The organism is Herbaspirillum sp. GW821-FHT09A12 (assembly GCF_059418325.1).
Map to the genome: position 1 here is coordinate 47,119 of NZ_JBWKPR010000007.1, position 21,601 is coordinate 68,719.

The window sequence follows — 21,601 nt, forward strand, 5'->3', positions numbered from 1 at the left end:
GACTATTTTTATAGAAGGATGTCAAATGAAAAAATCTCTGCTGGCACTAGCCGTTCTCGGCGCGTTCGCAGGTGCTGCTCATGCACAAAGCTCCGTCACCATCTACGGTATCGTCGATACCGGCGTTGTCTATCAAAGCAAAGTGGCGACCAGCACTGGTGGCACTGGCAGCAAATTTTCTCTCAACTCGGGCGTCATCCAGGGTTCGCGCATCGGCTTCAAGGGCGCTGAAGATCTGGGCGGTGGCCTGAAGGCAGTGTTCAACCTGGAAGTCGGCTTTTCCAACGACACCGGCGCCCTGCAAGGTTCCGATGCCTCGACCTCTTCGAACCTGTTCCGTCGCAAGTCGGTCGTCGGTCTGGCCGGCGGTTTCGGTAGCGTGTTGCTGGGTCGCCAAACCGACTTCGCCGATACCATTTCCGCTTACACCTCCGTCAACGACTTCGGTGGTTGGACCGGTAACGTGGGCCACAACCTGGATCGCCTGGAAGGTACCCGCACCAACAACTCGATCAGCTATACCACCAACAACCTGAGCGGCTTTACCGGTAACCTGATCTACGGTTTCGGCGAAACCGCCGGTCAAACTTCCGCCGGCCAGGCCTTCGGCGCCGGCTTGAAGTACGACAACGGTCCCCTGGGTCTGGGCCTGAACTACTACCAGTCCAAGGCGAACGGCACGGGTTACTCGTCTGACACCAGCCTGATCCCATCGTCGAGCACCACCGCTTCGGTCAACACGCAGTCCGGCAGCGCCGGCAACACTGCTTACAAGGGCTGGAACCTGGTGGCTTCGTACCAGTTCGGTCCGGCACGCGTGTACGGCAACTGGTCGCGCGTCAAGCAAGACCTGAACACCCAGACCAACCTGACCGCGGCCGGCGTTGGCTCGCTGGGCACATTGACCAACCGTACCCTGGCGCGCGCAAACAAGGCTGATGTGTACGAACTCGGTACCGCTTACGCGCTGAGCCCGTCGCTGAAACTGCTGGCGGCAGTGGATCGCACCAATGCGCAGTTCGACGGCGTGTCGGGCAAGGGCAAGCTGACCCAGTTCAGCCTCGGCACCGACTACTGGCTGTCCAAGCGTACCGACCTGTATGCCTTCCTGGCGTACACCAAGGCGACCGATATCGTCAACACCGGCGTGGCTGACAGCACCGGCACCGATGGTAACCAGGGCGCCGTGGCCGTGGGTATTCGCCACAAGTTCTAATGCGTCGGTCGTCATTCTGACGACAGTAGGCAAGACGTAAAAAGAGGGGGCACTGCATGATTGTTCATGCAGTGCCCTTCTTGTTTTCTATCCGCGGAACTGAAGGAATCGATTTGCGGATGAGCTCAAGCCGAGCCGTCACCGCGCCTGGTTTTTGGCCCGGATGATGCCGTATGTTGGTGCATCTTTGCAATCCTGAACAGTAACCGGGAACCCTGTAGTGGCGCGGTTCTTAACAAGCATCAGGCATTGGTAATAGTCCATTTCGCCGTGAAATTATTGGTGCCTGCCACTGCCAAAATAGCGCTGTCATCGAGGTTGGCGGCGATGGCGATCACGGTTGGCAGGAACCGCCAAATTGAACAACGTGCCTGACGCGACTGCATAGTCCAGCGATCCCCGGGGCACAGAAAACCGACGCAATGATTTGCGCCGGCGGGGGATCCTTTTGCCTTTGATTTTGCGATTCCGGCGGTCGTTGTATGGACATTCATGTTGGAGAGATCTGATGCCGCATCGTCCTGACATCACGTTTCACCACGCTCACGAAAGCGACAGGTAACACATGGCGACACGAGAAGAATTGGCCGTTATCAAAGCAGCACGGGCAGGCGAATCCAGGGCCCAACTGGCATTGGGAAGTCGTTACCTGTATGGCGGAACCGGCCTGCCCAGGAGCAATGGCACGGCATTCTATTGGTTGAAGCGGGCCGCGCAACAAGGCGTCGATGATGCCTGGATGATGATAGGGCGCAACATCTCCTATGAGCAGGTCAAGGATCTGTCGTCCCCGCGCGAAGCGGCGGTCTGGTACGAGAAGGCCTTCGATGCGGGGATTGCCCATGCCGGGCTCACGTTTGCCCGCCTGGTCCTGGACAACACGGAGCTGTTCGACAGCAACAGCCATGCCAGGGCCATCGGCGCCTTGTCTTTCCTGGCCAGCAAAGACGATCATCAGGCGCAGTGGCTGCTGGCGCAGCAAATGCAGATGCACGGCCAGGATGCGGATGACGACGACGATGCTATTGAGAAAAACTTCAAGGCGATCTTGCATGACGGCGCCCTCAAGTTCGAAGAGCGCCTGATCATCGAGGCGGCGCATGCGGGCATTGAACAGGCGCAATATGCCTTGCTCGATAAGGCCTGGAAAAAATCCGACTACGCGGGGTTTGCCCGTGACGCGGTTGCGCTGGTCGAGAAGCTGTTTGCGCGAAACGCCGTCGCAGTGGCGCAAATAGAGAAGGATGCGGATGTCACCGGCGGCATCCTCCTGTCATCCGCGGAGTCGACCCTGTTGCTGCGCTTTGCGCAATGGCGCCTGCAGGCGCCGCAGCCCGACCCCATCGGGATCGGCCACCTCCTGGAGTTGGCCGCCCTGGCTGGCAACACCGAGGCGCAACTCGAGCTCGGCCTTCTCTGCGCAAAGATCGACCGCGACGGCAACAGGGTATTCATGGAGCATGGCCTGGCGAATTTCAAGAAGGCGCTCAACTGGCTGACGCTGGCCGGCGAGGGCGGCTCGGCGCTGGCGTGGCATGCGCTGGCCAGGATCTATTCGCGCTCGATCTATTCGCAACGCAATCTCGAGGTCGCCTTGCAGTACCTGGAAAAGGCCGCCGACATGGGCCTGGTGGAAGCGCAATATGAGTTCGCCCAGATCTCCTGGAGAAACCGCCGCGATGACAAGCTTAACGATGTCAGGGCGCTTTATTGGTGGCAAAAGGCGGCGCAGCAGGGCCATGAACATGCGAAGACCGCGCTGGAGGCATTTTCAGCCGGCGCCAATGCCAATGGCTGGGCCAAGGATGCCGTGGGCTACCTGAGCGATAAATTCAGGAATGCGAATCCATTTCTCAGCGCCCGGGTCGAGCTGGCGGCGACGTTTGGCCTGACCAAGCCCGAAGCCTTGCTGATCGATGTGAAGAGTGCCGACTACGGCCATTGCCTGGTCGTCGATATTTGCGGCTACTACGCACGGAGCAAGCGTCGCCTGGTGGCCATCGAGACCGAGGAGCAGCGCTTCACGTTGAACCGCATCGGCCGCCTGTTCAGTGACGTCGATTGCAGCTTCAGCGGCCTTGAGGGGAATTACCGGCAGCGCCAATACCGCCTGAAGACATCGTTTCCCGCAGTCGCGTAGAGATAGGCACGCCGGGCATCCCGCCAACGGGAGTGGCGCGCATGCCGCCGAAATGCAAAACGCCAACCGGCGACGGTTGGCGTTTTGCTTGGGAGAGCCCGGCGGTTCGCTGCGGAACCTGGCCGGTCTTATTTTTTCTTTTTCTTGACGGTCTTCTTGGCAGCCGGTGCGGGCGCGTCGTCATCGTCCTGCACCGCGAGGTTGCCGCCAGTGCCCAAGCCGCCGGCGACGGTCTGTTGCTTGTAGTTGCGGATGGCGCGCACGACGTTGTTGTAGGAATCGGTGAACGCGGCAACGATCACTTTGCCTTCCGCGGTATTGGAATAGCCGCCCAGCGAGCCGCCGGCCGAGCTGCCGATGAGACGTCCCAGCGCGCCAAAGTCCATGCTGGTGGCGCTGCCTTCGGCCGCTGCCAGCTGTACGCCCGAACGGTTATCGATCACGGTCAGCAAGGTGCTGGCTTCTTTTGAGTTCATGTTGCCCGCAAGCGCGCCGATGGCCGAGCCGAACCCGCCGGGAAGGAGCCCGGCGACACTTGCGCCGGCGCCGCCCGCGTTGTTATTGGTAAAGGTGATCGATGGGCTCAGGCCGTAGTCGGCCGCGACCATTTTCCCTTTGCCGAAATTGGAGCGATTGCGCAATTCGCCGGAGTCTTGCAGGGAGCGCTCGCCCATCATCGTTGACATGCCGCGGCCGCGTTCCACCACCACGAAGCAATTGGACTGCTGGATCAGCAGTTTGAGCACCGGAACCGTCGAGCCCAGTTTGTATTGCCCGGTCAAAATCCCGTACCAGGGGGCTGTCGTGTCCTCAATGACCGCCATTGTGCCAAAAGGCTTGTCGCATTTCTCCAGCTGGGCATTCGCATTCTGCGCATTGGCGCCGCCAGCGGAGCCGGTAGCCGCTGTCTTCGCGCTGTTGCTTCCCATGTCCATGGTCGAGCAGCCGGCAAGGAGAAGACCGGCAAATAGCGCTGCCGCTACTTTGGCGTTTTTAATTGAAGTATTCATCGAATTTAACACCCCTAAATAAAGTTGATCTATCAAGGCGCACGAGGTCAGATTGGCGACTGCGCGATAAAACATGGGAGGAGCATTAAATAGTTGCTGAGTTGGAACTTCCTCCGCATTGCGGTGGTGATCCTAGCATATTTCTTTATGTCAATTGTATTTACACGATATTTCAGACATAAATTTCTTCGCAATACTTACGTTTTTTATTGAATTCAGGTCACCGGGTGCGGGGGCGGCAAGGCGCTATGCGTCGGCGGAATTTGACGTGTGCGGATCGATGGGGCGCCGTCTTGTCATGCCGGGAGGGGGCCGGGAAATGGAGGCGCGCCAGGCGATATTGGCAACGCCGGAAAAGCGCCGGGCAAACACAAAAAGACAAATTTCGCCCGATGGCTTCTGCATCAGGCTTTTCGCCTGGCAGAACGGTCGCAGTGCGCAATGCAAGGTGGGGTAAATGGAGCGGGCCGATCTCCAGGTACGCCGGCATGCGTCCAATGCATGAGTGAATATAATGGTTTTATTAGATAAATTCATTTTTATTCATGGATTGAACGGCATAGAATTCGTCTCGCACACCGTCAATGACAAGACTGCTGAATCAAAAAACCAAAAATTTGGAAGTACTGAAAAACAAGCGCACGCAGTGGACGCAGGCTTGATCTCAGAAATTAGGGTACCGGACCATCATGAGTAAAGAATTCACATTTGCCATCAAGAGCATTTGTTTCGATGAGGACTATCGTCCTTCAGAGAACACGCGCATCACCACCAACTTCGCCAATCTGGCCAGAGGGGAGAGCCGCCAGGAAAACCTGCGCAACACCTTCCGGATGATCGACAATCGTTTCAATGCCCTGGCGCATTGGGACAATCCCACGGGCGAGCGTTATAAGGTCCAGCTCGAGATCATCTCGGTCGAGATGAGCGTCGATGGCGAAAGCGCCGGCAACGCGCTCCCCCTGATTGAGATCTTGAAGACCACGATCATCGATCGCCACACCGACGAACGTATCGCGGGCATCGTGGGGAATAACTTTTCCTCCTACGTACGCGATTACGACTTCAGCGTTGTCTTGCCGGAGCTGAACAAGAACCAGCCGGTGTTCAGCGCGCCGGAGGATTTTGGCGACCTGCACGGCAAGCTGTTCAAGTCCTTCGTGAACTCGGACGCATACAAGAAACATTTCAACAAGCCGCCCGTCATCTGCCTGAGCGTGTCGAGCAGCAGGACCTATCAGCGCACTGAAAACCAGCATCCGGTACTGGGCGTGGAATACGTGCAGGACGCGTATTCCCTGACCGATGAATACTTCAAGAAAATGGGCATGAAGGTGCGCTATTTCATGCCGCCGAACAGCGCCGCGCCGCTGGCTTTTTATTTCTCCGGCGATTTGCTCGGCGATTACACGAACCTTGAGCTGATCAGCACCATCAGCACGATGGATACCTTCCAGAAGATCTATCGCCCCGAGATCTACAACGCCAATTCCGCGGCGGGAAAGTCCTATCAACCCAGCCTGAAGCATCAGGACTATTCATTGACCCGGATCGTCTATGACCGGGAAGAGCGCAGCCGGCTGGCAACCGAGCAGGGCAGGTTTGTCGAGGAGCATTTCATCAAGCCTTACCAGGCCGTTCTGGCGCAATGGTCCACCAATTGCGCGCACTGATTCACTGATTCATTGATTCATTCCACACACCAGGTCATCTATTGTGAAAAAACTGCTCCCTACTTCGACTGCCGGCAGCCTGCCTAAACCTTCCTGGCTCGCCGAGCCCGAGAAACTCTGGTCACCCTGGAAGCTGCAAGGTGAAGAACTGCGCGACGGCAAGCAGGACGCCTTGCGCCTGGCGTTGCAAGAGCAACAGCACGCCGGCATCGATATCGTCAGCGATGGCGAACAGACGCGCCAGCATTTCGTGACGACCTTCATCGAGCACCTGGATGGCGTCGATTTCGAGAAGCGCGAGACCGTCAGAATCCGCGACCGCTACGATGCCAGCGTACCGACCGTCGTGGGCGCTGTCTCGCGCCAGAAACCGGTCTTCGTCGAGGATGCCAAGTTCCTCCGTCAACAGACCGGGCAACCCATCAAATGGGCGTTGCCAGGTCCCATGACCATGATCGACACGCTGTATGACGCGCATTACAAGAGCCGCGAAAAACTGGCCTGGGAATTCGCCAAGATCCTCAATCAGGAGGCCAGGGAGTTGGAGGCCGCCGGTGTCGATATCATCCAGTTCGATGAGCCTGCATTCAATGTTTTCTTTGATGAGGTGAACGAATGGGGCGTTGCCACCCTGGAAAAAGCCATTGAAGGACTGAAATGCGAAACGGCCGTGCATATCTGCTACGGCTATGGCATCAAGGCCAATACCGACTGGAAAAAGACGCTGGGTTCCGAGTGGCGGCAATATGAAGAAGCGTTCCCCAAGCTGCAAAAATCCAGCATCGATATCGTTTCGCTGGAATGCCACAACTCTCATGTCCCCATGGACCTGATCGAACTCATCCGGGGCAAGAAAGTGATGGTCGGGGCCATCGATGTGGCAAGCAGCACCGTTGAAACACCCGAAGAAGTCGCCAATACCCTGCGCAAGGCACTGCAGTTTGTCGATGCGGATAAGCTCTATCCTTGCACCAACTGCGGCATGGCGCCCCTGGCGCGTGGCGTGGCAAGAGGCAAGCTCAATGCCTTGAGTGCCGGCGCGGAAATCGTCCGCAAAGAACTCGCGAAGTAATTCCGAGGCGGGAAATGGCCGTCGCGCAAAATTCGCGACGGCCAGACGCAAAGAGCCGTTTTGCCCTGGCCGGCGCCGGTTGACGCGCGCTTCCCACATCCGCAACGGCCGAAGTCAGCCTGCATGAGTCCGCTAACATTTCGGACGACTCCGGGCTCCCCTTAACACTGTCGATCCGTACCTGTATTCCATTCTTGCCATGTCACTTTCCAGTACTGCCGTCGAGCCATTGCGCTTTCGCGAAGCGCTCGGGCATTACGCTTCCGGTATCACGGTGATTACATCGCTCGTCGATGAGGAGCCGATCGGCTTCACCTGCCAATCGTTCTATAGCGTGTCGATGAGCCCGCCGCTGGTGTCCTTCAGCGTCATGTCCGGCTCGGCCAGCTATCCCAGGATCCGCCAGGCAGGCCGATTCGCGGTCAATATCCTGTCAAATGAGCAGGTCCGGATTTCCAACCAGTTCGCGCGTCGAGGCGCGGACAAGTGGCATGGCATCGAATGGCGAGAATCGCCGCTGGGCAATCCGCTCATTGCCGGTAGCCTGCACTGGCTTGATTGTGAAATCTACGCCGAACATGCCGCGGGTGATCACGTCATCGTGATTGGCGAAGTGAAAGCCTTGAACCTGCAAGAAGCGGTTGCCGCGCAGCCATTGCTGTATTTCAAAGGCCAGTATCGCAACATCGCCGCGCATAGCGTGGCTTGAGCGCTTGCCGCCGCCCGCTATTGCCGCTATTGCCGCAATCGTTGCTCGATAGCGACTGCGTCACTCTCTGATCTATAAAGGTCGCTGCCTTGAGCGTATTGAAACAGGCGCTGAACGAAGGGCGCTTCGTCTGCGTGCTTGAGGTCATTCCTCAACAGTCAACTGCGCGCCTGGCCGCACTTGAGCGGATCGTGCAGCGCGGGCATCTGGCCGGCTGGCCGTTGCTGCCGGCCTTTTCCGACCGGGTCGGCCTGCGCTCGGACCTGAGTCCCCTGGAAGGCGCCGGCGCATTGGGCGATCCGGCCTCATCCTTGCTCCACTTTTCAGGCAAGGATCGAGAGCGCGCAGACTTGCTGCTCCAGATGGAGGCGATGAAAGCCCGCGGCCTGCGCCAATTATTGCTGCTCAGCGGCGATCGCTTGCCGGGTCACCATCCCGGCCAGGCGCCGGTGCGTTATCTTGAGTCGGTGCCCGCGCTGCAGCTGGCCCGTGCGCATGGCCCGGACTGGCTGTTGGGCGCGGCGTTGAATCCATTCAAATACCGCGAAGAAGAAGGCGGCGCCCAGTATCTGAAGGCGCAGAAAAAGCTGTTGGCCGGCGCTGATTTCCTTACCCTGCAACTGGGTTTCGACACCGCCAAGCATCTTGAGGCCCTGGCCTGGATGCGCGCCCAGGCATGCGCGAAACCGATGCTGGCCTGCGTCATGCAGCTGACCGGCAAACGCGCGGCCGCCCTGCAGGAGGTGCCCGGCATCGTCATCACCGAATCCATGCGCGGGTTGCTGGAGCGGGAGCGGCAGGTAGCGCCCGCTTATGCCGGGGCACGAAGCCGCGAACGCCTGGCACTGCAGATCGTCGGCTTGCAATTGATGGGCTATGCCGGAGTGCATGTGTCCGGGCTGCATACGCTGGATGAACTGCTGGCGTTGGAGCAGGCGATCTGCAAGCAGCGCGACAGCGCGACCTCACTGACCGCTTGGCTCGAACGATGGCAGGCAAGCTGGGCGATGCCTGATGCGCCCAGGGTCTGCTTCACCCCCGAGGCCGGCGCCTGGGAAATGGGGCAATCCAAGGTTGCCGCCACCCGCAGGGAGCGCCTGAAATACACGCTGCTCTCCAAGGTACATGGCCGGTTTTTCAGTCGCACAGGGTGGCTCAGCAAAGCTTTTGGCTGGAGCGTGACGCGCCCGGTCTGGAAAGACGGCATCGCCGCGGAGGTACTGCATGCCGTCGAACGGATGATCAAACGGCCGCTGCTCGGCTGCGATACCTGCGGCAGCTGCCGCTTGCAGGCTACCCTCTACATATGCCCGGAGACATGCCCCAAAGGCCTGGCAAACGGCCCCTGCGGCGGCACCCGCCTCAATCGTTGCGAATTTGGCGACCGCGAGTGCGTGCATGGCGTCAAATACCGGATCGCCAAATCTGCCGGTCAGTTGCCTGTGCTGGCACAGACCTTGATTCCTGGCATCGATGCGGATGACAGGCACCGCAGCTCCTGGCCCGTGTGGTTTGCGCGGGTGGATTCGACGTCGCGGCGCTGAGTCGCGCCACGGAGGTGGATGGTTGGCCCCAAAGGTTGGTTCGGTGTTCAACTTTTGGGGCGCAGTTCAGATCTGGATGAAATCAGAAACGGTCATTTATTTGGCGAATTCTATCCGAGGGAGATTCAATTGACCGCCGACAGAAAAGACGGATTCTTTAACCGCGTTATGTAATGCCTCTCCCCATGCTACAAGTGCTTCCGGGACTTCGTGCAGATTTTGGGTTTCGCTGCGAGCATCTAGTAGCCCCAAGAATTTTTTGGCGGTCATCAGATTAACGCTCAGATACGTCCCTCCTTGGGAGCCATATTGCGTGCGAAGTGAATAACCGCCGGTGAATAGCTGAATATTTTGTTGTTTAAGAGCCGTGATGACTTCGGAGTCTTCCTTGTAGAACTTGAGTGGTGCAAAGGCGCTATTGACGATTAGACAGTCACGCGTATCAGGCTGCTTGTTGCTTCCGAAATCGTTAGTGAAGTATTTAGGCTTTGACTCAGGACATTGCTGGCTGATCCAGCGAATTCTGCTACCGCGCCCAGCCTCGGTGCTAGTGATGCTGAGGAGTGCGGAAACGGTTCCGTTCCCATCCGTTAATTTGAATACTCTCGTATGGAGCGGCATCTTACTGTATTGATCGAATGTGAGATTCCCCTCAAATTCGGTAAGGATAGACCAGCCATCTTCAGGCAGCTGCAGGTTGGTGCGCCCGATAGTTTCAGCCATACACGGATTCATCAATAAAGTGGCTACGCCCCAGAGAAAACTGATCTTCTTCATTCTTTTTATGTCCGTTGGAATATTTATTTAAGTTGAGAAAGAGAGTGAAGTGGCGATGAAGTGTAGCGCTCTCTTTACCAATTTTTACATTGATTCCTGACAAAACGCTGATGATGAGGCATGCGCTCGAGAAAATGCCATGTACCGGATTTTCTCTTTTTTTGAGGACGTTCTTGGGCGCTTACGGACGGATATCGGCGAACGGGAATTTAGCGCGATGGACTGCTCGTCGTAGCCATTATTTCACCGATGAGAGGGGATGCCGTCTCGTTCCAAGGCAGCGCAAACAGGTAGCATTGGGTACTGTTTGCATACTGGGATAATTGGTGTCAAGCTTATCGATGGGCGGTCGGGAACGTATCCTTTTTTTTGCATGCAAACCTGTGCACGGGCTGTTTCGCCGACGCTGACCGGCGATCCCGAGCCCAGGGGATTCGGATAGCCACACTCATACATCGCTACGATGGCAATGCGCTGATTGGCAATGCGCTGCTCGAAATGTTGAGACGCATTGGCAGCACGCCAAGAGATCAAATCAGCCGACCCTCTGTTCCACTTTGGCGAAAGAGTCCAAAAGCCGGGGTCGCCGGTGAATGGCAGCGACGCCAGTTCAGTGATGCTAACAGGAGAGCCTCGTTTCTCCTCGATACATGCCGGCATTGTGCGGTTGTAGTCGCAGATATTGAAATTCGACGTGTGCTGGAATCCCTTCCTTTTCATGCATAGATACATTTTCACGGCCTCGTTGTCGGGGGTATTTGCCGGTATCGCGCCAAGATTCGGAAAACCGCAGTCCTGCATCGTGCGTTGCACATCCTTCTCGGTCATGCCAGGTTTTTCCCATACCTTGAATAAGGGAGGGGGAGGGCATGCACTCAAACTGCACAGCAGAAACAAGATCAGCAAGTAGCGAAGCATGGATATCGATCAGATAGCGAAGACCGGGCGGGACGATCCGTGTGATGCTCCGAGCAACAGCATGACGGCACCCGCGGTGATGCCGACGTCTGCCACATTGAACACGCCGGTCCGGATATTGCCGATGCCAATATTCAGGAAATCGAATACACCGCCACCATAGATGGCACGATCAATCAAGTTGCCAGCACCGCCACCCACGATACAGGCGAATGCAATGAGCTCCAGGCGACGCATCTTTTGCGATGTCCAGATCCAGAACAGCAATGCGACAAGAATGGCTGAAACGCCGTAGATAAAGACGGTATCGCGTGCCTCGCTTGTCATGCCGGCGCCGAGGCTAAGAAAGGCGCCATGATTGAAGACAGGGGTGATGAGCAGAAGACCGGAAAAGTAAGAGATAACCTGATCCGGATGCAAAATTGCCTTGAGAAAGAGCTTGCAGGTTTGATCCGTTATGACCCATGCCATTGCTATGGCGGCAGCAAGTAAAAGTCGTTTTGTCCTGGACATAAGAAATGGGGCGCAGCGGCTATGCATAAGATTGGATTATGCCCTGAATGCCAAACGTGAAGCGAAGGTTCGCTTCTGGCCGATTGCGGACAGGCTTTCAGCGGATATGGAAGTAGAAAAAAAGACCTGACCCAATCACACCGATAACACCAAGCAGAAGAAAAATAAGAAACTCCTTCTTGGTTGTGGGGATACCTGCTAGAGATTCAGGAAAGCTAAGAATAAAAACAACTATTCCAACCACGACCATGCTTAATTTGGCGACGAACCCAAACACGATTTCAAAAAAACGCTGCCATTTGGGGGCGCTTCTTTCTTGTACATCATACGATTGAATTTCGTCAGACTCGCGCATCTCAGTGGCTATCTATTTTTTCATTATGTTTCTGCGTGCCGATAAATCCGTGATCGAACATATCGGGGAAGTTTTCTTCTCAGGCAGTCTCTGCAATCTCAATCAAATCACAATAACCGGAGCCAGGCAAAACAACGGCAGCCTCAAATAACGCATTAGCCACGTTTCCACCATCTCGTAAAAACTTCCGATAGTCTGGGTGAAACTTGATTCCTAGGCGATTTTCAGCCGCATCAATCTCCAGTCTGTTGGTGCCCGAAACGGGCTGTCGACTAAGTGTGTTGTCATAGCGAGTGTTCTAAAAAAGACCGTTTCTGGCCGCTTACGGACATTATGAATGGGGCAGTATCCATCAAAATTGGCCTACGAACCAGAACCCCCAAATTGCGGGCATAGATCGCAAGGTGATCTGCTGGGAAGCCGTCATGGCGCACACCAAAGCGATTAAGGAGTGCGCTGTATCGCATGGATAAAGATTGGGACATGCGCTATACCACTCTGCACAAGTACGTGAAGGACGCGCGCACCAGATGCGGAGACAGCTTTGAAGATGGCAGATGATGCAGGAATTGACCGTGGAGAAATGCTGGTCTTGATGGCATCGGCCGAGAAAACAAAAAAGGCAGCGACACTCGAAAGTGTCGGCTGCCAATTCTGAAAAAGATATTTTGGTGGCCCGGGGCGGAATCGAACCACCGACACAAGGATTTTCAATCCTCTGCTCTACCGACTGAGCTACCAGGCCAAGACGCAAGATTATAGCAAAGAAAAAAAATACTGCAAGGCCTTTCTCATAAATTGTTTATGGGGCGGCGTTTATAATGCGACCCATGACTTCCAATGCCCAATTCATGACTGCTTCGCCGGCTGCGGCCGGTACCGATATCTGCATCGTCGGCAATGGCGCGGTAGGCAAGGCCGCCGCGCTTGGACTGGCGCAGGCGGGTTTGCGGGTGACGTTGCTGGCGCCGCCGCCATCGCTATCGCCATCGCGTCCTGCGCCGGCCGATGAGGCCAGTTGGGATGTGCGGGTGTATGCCTTGAACCATACCGCGCGCCGGTTGCTGTCTTCGGTGCGGGTGTGGGAGGCGATGGATGCCGGGCGCATCGCGCCCGTGGATAACATGACGGTGCAGGGCGACGGCGCCTCGGCGCAGGGTGGGGCGGGCTTGCTGTCGTTCGATGCCTATGGCGCGCGCACCGACGCGCTGGCGTGGATTGTCGAAGACCGCAACCTGGATGCCGCGCTCAATGCCGCGTTGCGTTTTGCGCCCAATATGAAACTGGTGCAGGGCCGGGCGACGGCGCTGTCGGTGTCGCCTGAGGCCGCTACGCTCACGCTCGCATCCGGCGAGAGTCTGTCGGCGTCGCTGGTGGTGGGCGCCGATGGCGGCCATTCGTGGGTGCGCGGCCAGTGCGATATCGGGCTCGATTATCGCGCGTACGGCCAGCGCGCCATCGTCACCAATTTCAGTTGCGAGAAGCCGCACCTGGGCGTGGCCTACCAGTGGTTCAGCCCGGCCGAAGGGGTGGTGGCGCTGCTGCCGTTGCCGGGCAACCGCGTCTCGCTGGTGTGGTCGGCGCCGGATGCGCTGGCCGAGCAATTGTTGCGTTTGCCCTTGTCCGAGCTGGCGCAGCGACTGGCGATCTGGGCCGCGCCGGTGCTGGGTGCGCTCACGCCCCTGCAGCCGGAGGTGGTTAAGGAATTCCCGCTGGCGCTGATCAAGCCGCACGCGATGATTGCCGAGCGCGTGGCGCTGATCGGCGATGCCGCGCATGTCGTGCACCCGATGGCCGGCCATGGCATGAACCTGGGGTTTGCCGATGTCTCGGCGCTGATCGAGACGCTGGCCGCGCGCGAGCCGCAATACGACTGCGGCGACAGCCGCGTGTTGCGCCGCTATGCGCGTGCGCGCAAGGAAGAAGTCTTGCTGATGCAATTGGCTACCGATGGCTTGAACCGCATTTTTTCCGCCGATGCCGAGCCGTTGCGCATGGCGCGCAATATCGGAATGAACCTGGTCAACCGCCTGCCGGTCTTAAAGCGTCGGCTGATCGCGCATGCGCTGGGCAAGTGAGCAAGTGAGGCGGGCCGATTTGAGGTAAGGTAATGCGCCTGGCCGGATCTTGGGACCTGTTTGCGATCCGGCTACGGCGTTTGCGCCATCTATCAACCAATTCCCATGAGGTGACCGCCAGGGCAGGTGGGCAATGGGGCACGGCTTTCAGGCCGATGCCGCCAGGATTGCCCGGGCGTTTGATTTGAATCAGGAGCACTATGAATAATTTTCTGACCACCGGCCCGGCGCGCAAGCTGCGCCACATTGGCATGGCCGTGGCTTTGCTGGCATCGGCGGTGACGGGCGTTTCCGCCCATGCGCAGGCCGCGGCGGCCGACAGCACCGAGGCCACCATCAAGAAGCTGATCGAGCCGCGCCTGGGCCAGGGCGCCAAGGTCGATGCCGTGACCAAGACGCCGTATGCCGGCCTGTATGAAATCCAGATCGACGGCGACGTGATCTATACCGACGCCAAGGCGCAATATCTGTTCATCGGCCGCGTGGTCGATTCGCAGACTTACCGCGACTTCACCAAGGAAAAGATCGAGGCCATCAACACGGTGCCTTTCTCCGGCCTGCCGCTGGACAAGGCGATCAAGACCGTCAAGGGCAACGGCAAGCGCATGATGGCGATCTTCGAGGATCCGAACTGTATCTACTGCAAGCGCCTGCACAAGACGCTGCAGGAAGTCGACAACACCACCGTCTACACTTTCCAGTACAACATCCTGTCGCCGGACTCCATCGTCAAGTCGCGCAACATCTGGTGCGCGCCCAATCCGAGCAAGGCCTGGAGCGACTGGATGATCGACGGCAAGGAAGCGCCGGCCGCTGTCGCCAGCTGCAACGCACCGCATGACGAGGTGCTGGCGCTGGGCAAGAAGATGAAGGTCACCGGCACGCCGACCATCATCTTCACCGACGGCTCGCGTGTGCCTGGCGCGATCGACGCCAAGGCGCTGGAACAGAAGCTGTCTTCGATCAAGTAAGCAAGCAATGAAAAAGGGGCACCCGCATGGCGGGCGCCCCTTGTTTTTTTATCCGTGCGGACATGCGGATTCACTTGCCCGTGTGCAGCTCCATCATCGCCGCTTCGAACTTGCCCTGGCACAGCAGCGGGATGACATTCAGGCTCTTGTCCAGCGCCTCGTTGATCAGCGCCTGTTCTTCCTTGCGCGGGCGGTGCAGCACGAAGTCCGCCACCGGCTGCTGCAAACCGAGCGTGCGCGGATGGCCGATGCCCAGGCGCAGGCGCCAGTAGTCTTGCGTGCCGAGTGCGGCCGTGATGTCCTTCAAGCCGTTGTGGCCGCCGGACGAGCCGCCTTTCTTGATGCGCGCCACACCGGGCGCCAGGTCGAGTTCGTCATGCGCCACCAGCACTTCATCGGGGGCGATCTTGTAGAAGCGCGCCAGCGCGCCGACCGACTGGCCGGAGCGGTTCATGTAGGTCTGCGGTTCAAGCAGCCAGACTTCGTTGCCGGCGATCGATGTCTTGCCGGCCAGCGCGGCGAAACGCGCCTCGCGCGCCAGGCGCACCGGGCCGGCCAGGTTGTCGACCAGCCAGAAGCCTGCGTTGTGCCGGGTTTGTTCGTATTCCGGGCCGGGGTTGCCGAGACCGACGATGAGACGGATGGACATATTGCAAAAATGGACAGAAGTGCGATGTTGAAACGGCGATTATCCCGAGTTTGCCGTCGCCCGTCCAATTCCTTCGTACCGCATGCAAAGCGTTGCAACGCGTAATCGGCCGCTGTCAAGATTGGCGCGCGCGGTTGAATTGCGTATCATCCAACGCTTGTTTTTCTTTACTGTTGACTGGGTTTCACAATGCTGCCTTCTATCGAACAACGACTCGCCCTTGAACTCGTCGCCAAGCCGGGTCAGGTCGCTGCCGCCGTCGCCTTGCTGGACGAGGGCGCGACTGTTCCCTTCATCGCCCGCTATCGCAAGGAAGTGACCGGCGGCCTGGACGACATCCAGCTGCGCCTGCTGGAAGAGCGCCTGCGCTACCTGCGCGAGCTGGAAGCCCGCCGCGCCGCGATCATCGCCTCGATCGAAGAGCAGGGCAAGATGACGCCGGTGCTGCTGGACGCCATCGTCCACGCGGAAGACAAGACCCGCCTGGAAGACCTGTACCTGCCCTACAAGCCCAAGCGCCGCACCAAGGCGCAGATCGCCGCCGAAGCCGGCCTGACCGAGCTGGCCGATGCGCTCTTGGACGACCCGACGAAAAATCCGGAAGAAGAAGCCGCCAAGTACCTCAAGCCGGCCTTCACCACCGACAACGGCGACAACCCCGGCGTGCCCGATGCCAAGGCGGCGCTGGACGGCGCGCGCCAGATCCTGATGGAGCGTTTCTCGGAAGACGCCGAGCTGCTGCAGAACCTGCGCGAATACCTGACCGAACACGGCGTGGTCGAGTCGAAAGTGGTGGAAGGCAAGCAGGACGCCGGCGAGAAGTTCGCCGACTACTTCGATTACTCGGAAACCGTCGGCACCATCCCCTCGCACCGCGCGCTGGCGCTGTTCCGCGGCCGCCGCGAAGAGGTGTTGAATGTGGTGCTGCGCCTGGACAGCGAAGAAGAAAAGCCGAAGTGGGATGCCCCGCACAACCCGTGCGAAGGCCGCATCGCCTCGCGCTTCGGCGTTTCCAACAAGGGCCGCGCCGCCGACAAGTGGCTGTCCGACACGGTGCGCTGGGCCTGGCGCGTGAAGGTGTTCATGCACCTGGAAACCGAACTGATGACCAAGCTGCGCGAAGAAGCCGAAGCCGAGGCCATTAACGTCTTCGCCCGCAACCTGAAGGCGCTGCTGCTGGCCGCGCCTGCCGGCCCGCGCGCCACCATGGGCCTGGATCCGGGGCTGCGTACCGGCGTCAAGGTCGCCATTGTGGACGCCACCGGCAAGGTGGTAGCGACCGATACCATCTATCCGCACCAGCCGCGCAACGACTGGAATGGTTCGCTGCACTCGCTGTCGCAGCTGGCCGAGAAGCACAATGTGTCGCTGATCTCGATCGGCAACGGCACCGCCTCGCGCGAGACCGACAAGCTGGCGCAGGACCTGATCAAGCTGCGTCCGGAACTGAAGCTGACCAAGATCGTGGTGTCGGAAGCCGGCGCCTCGGTGTACTCGGCCTCCGAATTCGCTTCCAAGGAACTGCCCGACCTGGACGTGTCGATCCGCGGCGCGGTATCGATCGCGCGCCGCCTGCAAGACCCGCTGGCCGAGCTGGTCAAGATTGATCCCAAGTCGATCGGCGTGGGCCAATACCAGCACGATGTGAGCCAGACGCAATTGGCGCGCTCGCTGGACGCGGTGGTGGAAGACTGCGTGAACGCCGTCGGCGTGGATGTGAACACCGCCTCGGCGCCGCTGTTGGCGCGCGTGTCGGGCCTCAACGCCAGCGTGGCGCAGAGCATCGTTTCTTATCGCGACATGAAGGGCATGTTCGTCTCGCGCGCCGCGCTGCGCGATGTGCCGCGTTTGGGCGACAAGACTTTTGAGCAGGCCGCGGGTTTCCTGCGCGTGATGAACGGCGAGAATCCGCTGGATGCCTCCGCGGTGCACCCGGAATCGTATCCGCTGGTGGAAAAGATCCTGGCCGATATCAAGAAGGACATCAAGGGCGTGGTCGGCCAGACCTCGCTGTTGAAGGGCCTGTCGCCGGCCAAGTACGCCGATGAGAAATTCGGCGTGCCCACCGTCACCGACATCCTCAAGGAACTCGACAAGCCGGGCCGCGATCCGCGTCCGGAGTTCACCACCGCCACCTTCAAGGACGGCGTGGAAGAGATCAAGGACCTGCGCCCGGACATGATCCTGGAAGGCGTGGTGACCAACGTCGCGGCCTTCGGCGCCTTCGTCGACATTGGCGTGCACCAGGATGGCCTGGTGCATATCTCGGCGCTGTCGAACACCTTCGTCAAGGATCCGCACACCGTGGTCAAGGCCGGCCAGGTGGTCAAGGTCAAGGTGCTGGAAGTGGACGAGAAGCGCAAGCGCATCGCCCTGACCATGCGCCTGAACGACACCGCCCCGGCGCCGGGCGCGCGCAATGAGCAGCGCGGCGACCGCAACGATTCGCGCCGTCTGTCACAGCACCAGAACCAGCGCTCGCGCGAGCAGGCGCCGGCCGGCAATGCGATGGCGGCGGCGTTTGCCAAGCTGAAGGGGTGAGTCGTTCCGGCGCTTGATGTCGCATCGTTTCGCATCGTCGTCGGCCAATAGAAAACAGGCTGTTCCCGCCCAGGAACAGCCTGTTTTTTATTGCCTTGCCGATCAACGATCAGGCGGTGGTGCTGATGCGCGTCTGGGTCACCGAGACCGATATGCTTACCGTCGTCTGGCTGGCCTCTACGGTGCCTGCGCTGTTGTCGCCATTGTCGGCGTCGGTATCGTCGCCGTCCTGCTTTTCGCCCTTGACCTTGGCGATGAAGTCGGCCAGCGATTTTTGCACCAGGTCATAGGTCTTGTCGATGTTGCTGGCAATGTCGCCATTGAGCACGCTCAGGCTGTCGAGAATGCCGCGCGCTTCCTTGAAGCCCTGGTCGACGCCCTTGAAGATCAGGGCCATGTAGTCGTCGATATTGGCGGCGTCGTCCTTGTTCGGGTTGTGCTGCTTGTACAGTTCGAACATGTTGGTGATGAACGAGACGATGCGGCCCGCCGTGCCTTCGGGAGAGTTGTCTTGCGACATGGCGTTCTGGATGGCGTTGTCGCCCATCTCGGGGCGCAGCACGTCGTTGATGTTTTCGATGGCGCTTTTGTAGACCAGCGCCAGCGGATCGTTCTGCGAATTGATCGACACTTCCAGCGAAGCTTGCAGGATGGAAACGTTGAGCTGGGCACGGGCGCCGGATTCGGTCAGCAGGTTGGCCTGTTGCGCGTCGGCGATCTTGTCGTTGGATGAGGCGGTGGCCGGCTGGTTGGCCGAATCGGCGGAAGTGGCGCTGGCGGGCAGCAAGGGCTTGGTGTCGACGCTGCTGGCGGTAGTGCTGATGGACATAACGGTCTCCTGTGCAAGGACCGCGCTCAAAAAAAGGGGGACGGCAGTCCTTCTTCAACTTACGGCATCCGCAGCGGAATCTGAAGGTTTGAAAAACAACTTTTAATGATTTTAATGTTGAATCGAGACAGTACGTATCGTTTTGTCTGATGTTGCCTGATTTTAACAATGTCTTCGATTTGTCCCGCAAGCCGGCGATTGGCGCCCTAATGGGCGAAAGTGCCTGCCCTGGTGACGGTGGTGAGGTCGACATAGCTGGAGCCATGATGGTTGGATTCGGAAAAATTGATCCGGTATCCGAGGCCGTCGTAGTTCTCTTCATTGATGCTTTTCAGGGCGGCAATCAGCTTGTCCCGCGTCGGGGCGGGGCCGGCGCGCCTGATGCCTTCGGCCAGCACCTTGGCGGCGATGAATCCTTCCAGTTCCAGATAGCCGAACTCGCTGACGCGGGCCTGGCGCATCGCCTGCTGGTATTGGCGCACGATGGGGACGGTTTTCTTCCATGGGAAGGGCATGGCCTGCGAGACCACCATCCCGGCCATCGTCTGGCGCTGGGCGTTGTCCAGGGTGCTGTAGACGAGTGACGCAGCGTAGAAATAACCGCGATAGCCCTTGGCGCGCAAGATCTCGATCAAGGGAACATTGAGCGCCGGCGAACTGCTCATGACCAGGATGATGTCCGGCCGTGCGCGCAGGAGGTGGTCGGCCATTTCATCCATGCCCGGGCCGACCGCGCTGACGGACGCCACCAGCTCGGCCCCGGCGGCGTCGATCATGGTTTGCACGAGGGCGCCGCTTGGCACGCTGGGATGGTCGGTAAAGATGGCCAGGCGTTTCAGCCCGATCCTGGAAAAATGCGAGAACAGGTAGGTGTATTCGTCGGCGTAACTGGCGCGGATAGTGAATACATGGCGATTGAGCGCGTTGTAGACGATGCTGGCGCCGGTGAGCGGCGCGAAAAATGGGGCGCCGTTTTCATTGACGATGGAAAGCACGGCGCTGCTGGTTTGCCAGCCGACATAACCGAACAGCGCCAGCGCCTTGTCGTCTTGCAGCAGCTGCCGCGTGTTTTGGACTGCCGTGACGTGATCGCTCCGGTCATCCATTGTGACCAGCCTGATCTGGCGCCCATGGATGCCGCCGTTGCCGTTGACCTGCGCGAAGTAGGCATTGGCGCCGGTGAGGAACTGCCGGGTGATGTGGGCATGTTGGCCACTCAGGTCGGCGGACTGGCCGATGACGATGTCGTCGCCGTTGCCGGCGCCGGCGACCGGGCTGCACGCAAGAGCCAGCACGCCAATCAGCAATAGCGCAGGCATTCGCATGAGGATCTCCTTGTGGGCGCAGTTACCTGGAATCTTTGATGTTAGCAACGCCGCACAGGAGGGCAACGGCCATCAGCCGCAGTGATGAAAATAGAGAGTAAATCTCGTATTTTTTTTATTTATTATGTCTCTTCCATCAGGAACAGGCGCCGGTGTTCACGTATCGCGTAGCGGTCGGTCATGCCGGCGATGTAATCGGCCACCTGGCGCGCCTGCCGGTGCAGGCGCTGCGCCTCGTCGGCGATCTCCTTGACCTGGTAGGCCGGCGGCAGCAGGTTGGGCTGGCCGATGAAGGCCTGGAACATCTCGCTGATGATGCGGCGCGCCTTGGCGGTCATGCGGTTGACCTGGTAGTGGCGGTAGAGCTTCTCGCGCAGGAATTTTTTCAGGATCGCGGCCTCGGCCGCCATGGCGTCGGAAAAGGCGATCAGCCGCGGCGCGTTGCGCACGTCCTCGATGTCGCGCGGCGCCGCGTCGGCGATGCGCGCCTGCGAGGTGTCGATCAGGTCGACGATGAGCGCGTTGATCATGCGGCGCACCGTCTCGTGGATCACGCGGCGGCCGGTAATGCCGGGGTAGGCCTGCTCCACTTCGCGCAGGTGGCGCGCGAAGAAATCCACCTCGCACATCTGCGCCATGCCCAGCAGGCCGGAGCGCAGGCCGTCGTCGATGTCGTGGTTGTTGTAGGCGATCTCGTCGGCCAGGTTGGCCAGTTGCGCCTCCAGCGAAGGCTGCTTCTTGTCGATGAAGCGCTGGCCGATGTCGCCCAATTGTTTCGCGTTGTGCAGCGAGCAGTGCTTGAGGATGCCCTCGCGCGTCTCGAAGGTCAGGTTCAGGCCGTCGAAGGCGGCGTAGTGCTGTTCCAGCTCATCTACCACGCGCAGGCTTTGCAGGTTGTGTTCGAAGCCGCCGTATTCCTTCATGCAATCGTTGAGCTCATCCTGGCCGGCATGGCCGAAGGGCGTGTGGCCGAGGTCGTGGGCCAGCGAGATCGCTTCCACCAGGTCTTCGTTGAGTGTGAGATTGCGTGCGCAGGAGCGCGCGATCTGCGCCACTTCGATGCTGTGGGTCAGGCGCGTGCGGAACAGGTCGCCCTCGTGGTTGACGAAGACCTGGGTCTTGTATTCGAGGCGGCGAAAGGCGGTGGAGTGGACGATGCGGTCGCGGTCGCGCTGGAATTGGCTGCGCGAACCGGGAGGGGTTTCATCGAAGCGCCGGCCCCTTGAATTTGCCGAATTGGCGGCGTAGGGGGCCAGGTGGGGCGGCGCTTCGAAACTCATG

Annotated in this window: 19 protein-coding genes and 1 tRNA gene; 9 read left to right on the plus strand and 11 right to left on the minus strand. The window is 59.1% G+C overall.

The annotated features are described in order from the left end of the window. The first annotated feature begins 25 nt into the window (after nt 1–25). Nucleotides 26–1,216 (plus strand): porin, encoded by a 1,191-nt coding sequence (locus tag AC07N6_RS15845; protein ID WP_494782852.1) that lies wholly within the window; start codon nt 26–28, stop codon nt 1,214–1,216. 242 nt (nt 1,217–1,458) lie between these two features. On the opposite strand, the gene AC07N6_RS15850 is transcribed toward AC07N6_RS15845, so the two are convergent. Then, nucleotides 1,459–1,710, minus strand: a complete 252-nt coding sequence (locus AC07N6_RS15850) for a hypothetical protein (RefSeq protein ID WP_494782851.1) — start codon at nt 1,708–1,710, stop codon at nt 1,459–1,461. 71 nt (nt 1,711–1,781) lie between these two features. Here AC07N6_RS15850 and AC07N6_RS15855 point away from each other — a divergent pair, with 71 nt between their 5' ends. Continuing rightward, entirely contained in the window at nt 1,782–3,356 is a 1,575-nt protein-coding gene (locus tag AC07N6_RS15855) for a tetratricopeptide repeat protein (RefSeq protein ID WP_494782850.1), read from the plus strand. A gap of 128 nt (nt 3,357–3,484) precedes the next feature. Here the strand turns inward: AC07N6_RS15855 and AC07N6_RS15860 are convergent, their stop codons facing one another. Next, entirely contained in the window at nt 3,485–4,441 is a 957-nt protein-coding gene (locus AC07N6_RS15860; RefSeq protein ID WP_494782849.1) for a CsgG/HfaB family protein, read from the minus strand. A 614-nt stretch (nt 4,442–5,055) separates the two neighbouring features. Here AC07N6_RS15860 and AC07N6_RS15865 point away from each other — a divergent pair. The 4 genes from AC07N6_RS15865 (at nt 5,056) to AC07N6_RS15880 (ending at nt 9,364) form a co-directional block, all read left to right on the plus strand. Further along, nucleotides 5,056–6,039, plus strand: a complete 984-nt coding sequence (locus tag AC07N6_RS15865; protein ID WP_494782848.1) for a DUF1852 domain-containing protein — start codon at nt 5,056–5,058, stop codon at nt 6,037–6,039. A gap of 43 nt (nt 6,040–6,082) precedes the next feature. Then, nucleotides 6,083–7,111 carry a methionine synthase gene (locus AC07N6_RS15870; RefSeq protein WP_494782847.1) on the plus strand — a complete coding sequence of 343 codons (1,029 nt, stop codon included), beginning with the start codon at nt 6,083–6,085 and terminating at the stop codon, nt 7,109–7,111. Between the two features lie 199 nt (nt 7,112–7,310). After that, nucleotides 7,311–7,820, plus strand: coding sequence for a flavin reductase family protein (locus AC07N6_RS15875; protein ID WP_494782846.1), 510 nt, complete (start codon nt 7,311–7,313; stop codon nt 7,818–7,820). A gap of 89 nt (nt 7,821–7,909) precedes the next feature. Then, nucleotides 7,910–9,364, plus strand: a complete 1,455-nt coding sequence (locus AC07N6_RS15880; RefSeq protein WP_494782845.1) for a methylenetetrahydrofolate reductase C-terminal domain-containing protein — start codon at nt 7,910–7,912, stop codon at nt 9,362–9,364. 96 nt (nt 9,365–9,460) lie between these two features. On the opposite strand, the gene AC07N6_RS15885 is transcribed toward AC07N6_RS15880, so the two are convergent. From AC07N6_RS15885 to AC07N6_RS15905, 5 genes are all read right to left on the minus strand, one after another. Then, nucleotides 9,461–10,141, minus strand: coding sequence for a hypothetical protein (locus tag AC07N6_RS15885; RefSeq protein WP_494782844.1), 681 nt, complete (start codon nt 10,139–10,141; stop codon nt 9,461–9,463). 243 nt (nt 10,142–10,384) lie between these two features. Further along, nucleotides 10,385–10,969 carry a hypothetical protein gene (locus AC07N6_RS15890; RefSeq protein WP_494782843.1) on the minus strand — a complete coding sequence of 195 codons (585 nt, stop codon included), beginning with the start codon at nt 10,967–10,969 and terminating at the stop codon, nt 10,385–10,387. A gap of 99 nt (nt 10,970–11,068) precedes the next feature. After that, nucleotides 11,069–11,599 carry a signal peptidase II gene (gene lspA, locus AC07N6_RS15895; RefSeq protein WP_494786265.1) on the minus strand — a complete coding sequence of 177 codons (531 nt, stop codon included), beginning with the start codon at nt 11,597–11,599 and terminating at the stop codon, nt 11,069–11,071. A gap of 70 nt (nt 11,600–11,669) precedes the next feature. After that, on the minus strand, nt 11,670–11,927 hold the full coding sequence (locus AC07N6_RS15900; protein WP_494782841.1) for a hypothetical protein: 258 nt from the start codon (nt 11,925–11,927) through the stop codon (nt 11,670–11,672). A 669-nt stretch (nt 11,928–12,596) separates the two neighbouring features. Continuing rightward, nucleotides 12,597–12,672, minus strand: a tRNA-Phe gene (locus AC07N6_RS15905). A gap of 76 nt (nt 12,673–12,748) precedes the next feature. Between AC07N6_RS15905 and AC07N6_RS15910 the strand changes: the two genes are divergently transcribed. Beyond that, nucleotides 12,749–14,005: an FAD-dependent monooxygenase gene (locus AC07N6_RS15910; protein WP_494782840.1), complete on the plus strand. Its 1,257-nt coding sequence runs from the start codon at nt 12,749–12,751 to the stop codon at nt 14,003–14,005. Between the two features lie 200 nt (nt 14,006–14,205). Beyond that, nucleotides 14,206–14,976 (plus strand): DsbC family protein, encoded by a 771-nt coding sequence (locus AC07N6_RS15915; RefSeq protein ID WP_494782839.1) that lies wholly within the window; start codon nt 14,206–14,208, stop codon nt 14,974–14,976. Nucleotides 14,977–15,046: 70 nt separating this feature from the next. Here the strand turns inward: AC07N6_RS15915 and pth are convergent, their stop codons facing one another. After that, nucleotides 15,047–15,625, minus strand: a complete 579-nt coding sequence (gene pth / locus AC07N6_RS15920) for an aminoacyl-tRNA hydrolase (protein WP_494782838.1) — start codon at nt 15,623–15,625, stop codon at nt 15,047–15,049. A 189-nt stretch (nt 15,626–15,814) separates the two neighbouring features. Here pth and AC07N6_RS15925 point away from each other — a divergent pair, with 189 nt between their 5' ends. Then, a complete protein-coding gene (locus AC07N6_RS15925) occupies nt 15,815–18,166 on the plus strand; it encodes a Tex family protein (protein WP_494782837.1) in 2,352 nt (783 codons plus the stop codon). A gap of 109 nt (nt 18,167–18,275) precedes the next feature. On the opposite strand, the gene AC07N6_RS15930 is transcribed toward AC07N6_RS15925, so the two are convergent. The 3 genes from AC07N6_RS15930 to AC07N6_RS15940 all read right to left on the minus strand — a co-directional run bounded on the left by AC07N6_RS15930 (nt 18,276) and on the right by AC07N6_RS15940 (nt 21,600). Beyond that, complete coding sequence (locus AC07N6_RS15930) at nt 18,276–18,995, minus strand: DUF5610 domain-containing protein (protein ID WP_494782836.1); 720 nt, start codon at nt 18,993–18,995, stop codon at nt 18,276–18,278. 206 nt (nt 18,996–19,201) lie between these two features. After that, on the minus strand, nt 19,202–20,314 hold the full coding sequence (locus AC07N6_RS15935; protein ID WP_494786266.1) for an ABC transporter substrate-binding protein: 1,113 nt from the start codon (nt 20,312–20,314) through the stop codon (nt 19,202–19,204). 128 nt (nt 20,315–20,442) lie between these two features. Next, entirely contained in the window at nt 20,443–21,600 is a 1,158-nt protein-coding gene (locus AC07N6_RS15940) for a deoxyguanosinetriphosphate triphosphohydrolase (RefSeq protein ID WP_494782834.1), read from the minus strand. Between the last annotated feature and the right edge of the window lies 1 nt (nt 21,601).

Excerpts from the sequence above, each read along its gene's own strand:
- pth (WP_494782838.1), bottom strand. The coding sequence starts at position 15,625 with ATGTCCATCCGTCTCATCGTCGGTCTCGGCAACCCCGGCCCGGAATAC.
- AC07N6_RS15910 (WP_494782840.1), top strand. The coding sequence starts at position 12,749 with ATGCGACCCATGACTTCCAATGCCCAATTCATGACTGCTTCGCCGGCT.
- AC07N6_RS15925 (WP_494782837.1), top strand. The coding sequence starts at position 15,815 with ATGCTGCCTTCTATCGAACAACGACTCGCCCTTGAACTCGTCGCCAAG.
- AC07N6_RS15850 (WP_494782851.1), bottom strand. The coding sequence starts at position 1,710 with ATGAATGTCCATACAACGACCGCCGGAATCGCAAAATCAAAGGCAAAA.
- AC07N6_RS15860 (WP_494782849.1), bottom strand. The coding sequence starts at position 4,441 with ATGTTTTATCGCGCAGTCGCCAATCTGACCTCGTGCGCCTTGATAGAT.
- AC07N6_RS15915 (WP_494782839.1), top strand. The coding sequence starts at position 14,206 with ATGAATAATTTTCTGACCACCGGCCCGGCGCGCAAGCTGCGCCACATT.
- AC07N6_RS15940 (WP_494782834.1), bottom strand. The coding sequence starts at position 21,600 with ATGAGTTTCGAAGCGCCGCCCCACCTGGCCCCCTACGCCGCCAATTCG.
- AC07N6_RS15890 (WP_494782843.1), bottom strand. The coding sequence starts at position 10,969 with ATGACCGAGAAGGATGTGCAACGCACGATGCAGGACTGCGGTTTTCCG.
- AC07N6_RS15845 (WP_494782852.1), top strand. The coding sequence starts at position 26 with ATGAAAAAATCTCTGCTGGCACTAGCCGTTCTCGGCGCGTTCGCAGGT.
- AC07N6_RS15855 (WP_494782850.1), top strand. The coding sequence starts at position 1,782 with ATGGCGACACGAGAAGAATTGGCCGTTATCAAAGCAGCACGGGCAGGC.
- lspA (WP_494786265.1), bottom strand. The coding sequence starts at position 11,599 with ATGCATAGCCGCTGCGCCCCATTTCTTATGTCCAGGACAAAACGACTT.
- AC07N6_RS15900 (WP_494782841.1), bottom strand. The coding sequence starts at position 11,927 with ATGCGCGAGTCTGACGAAATTCAATCGTATGATGTACAAGAAAGAAGC.
- AC07N6_RS15935 (WP_494786266.1), bottom strand. The coding sequence starts at position 20,314 with ATGCCTGCGCTATTGCTGATTGGCGTGCTGGCTCTTGCGTGCAGCCCG.
- AC07N6_RS15930 (WP_494782836.1), bottom strand. The coding sequence starts at position 18,995 with ATGTCCATCAGCACTACCGCCAGCAGCGTCGACACCAAGCCCTTGCTG.
- AC07N6_RS15875 (WP_494782846.1), top strand. The coding sequence starts at position 7,311 with ATGTCACTTTCCAGTACTGCCGTCGAGCCATTGCGCTTTCGCGAAGCG.
- AC07N6_RS15885 (WP_494782844.1), bottom strand. The coding sequence starts at position 10,141 with ATGAAGAAGATCAGTTTTCTCTGGGGCGTAGCCACTTTATTGATGAAT.
- AC07N6_RS15865 (WP_494782848.1), top strand. The coding sequence starts at position 5,056 with ATGAGTAAAGAATTCACATTTGCCATCAAGAGCATTTGTTTCGATGAG.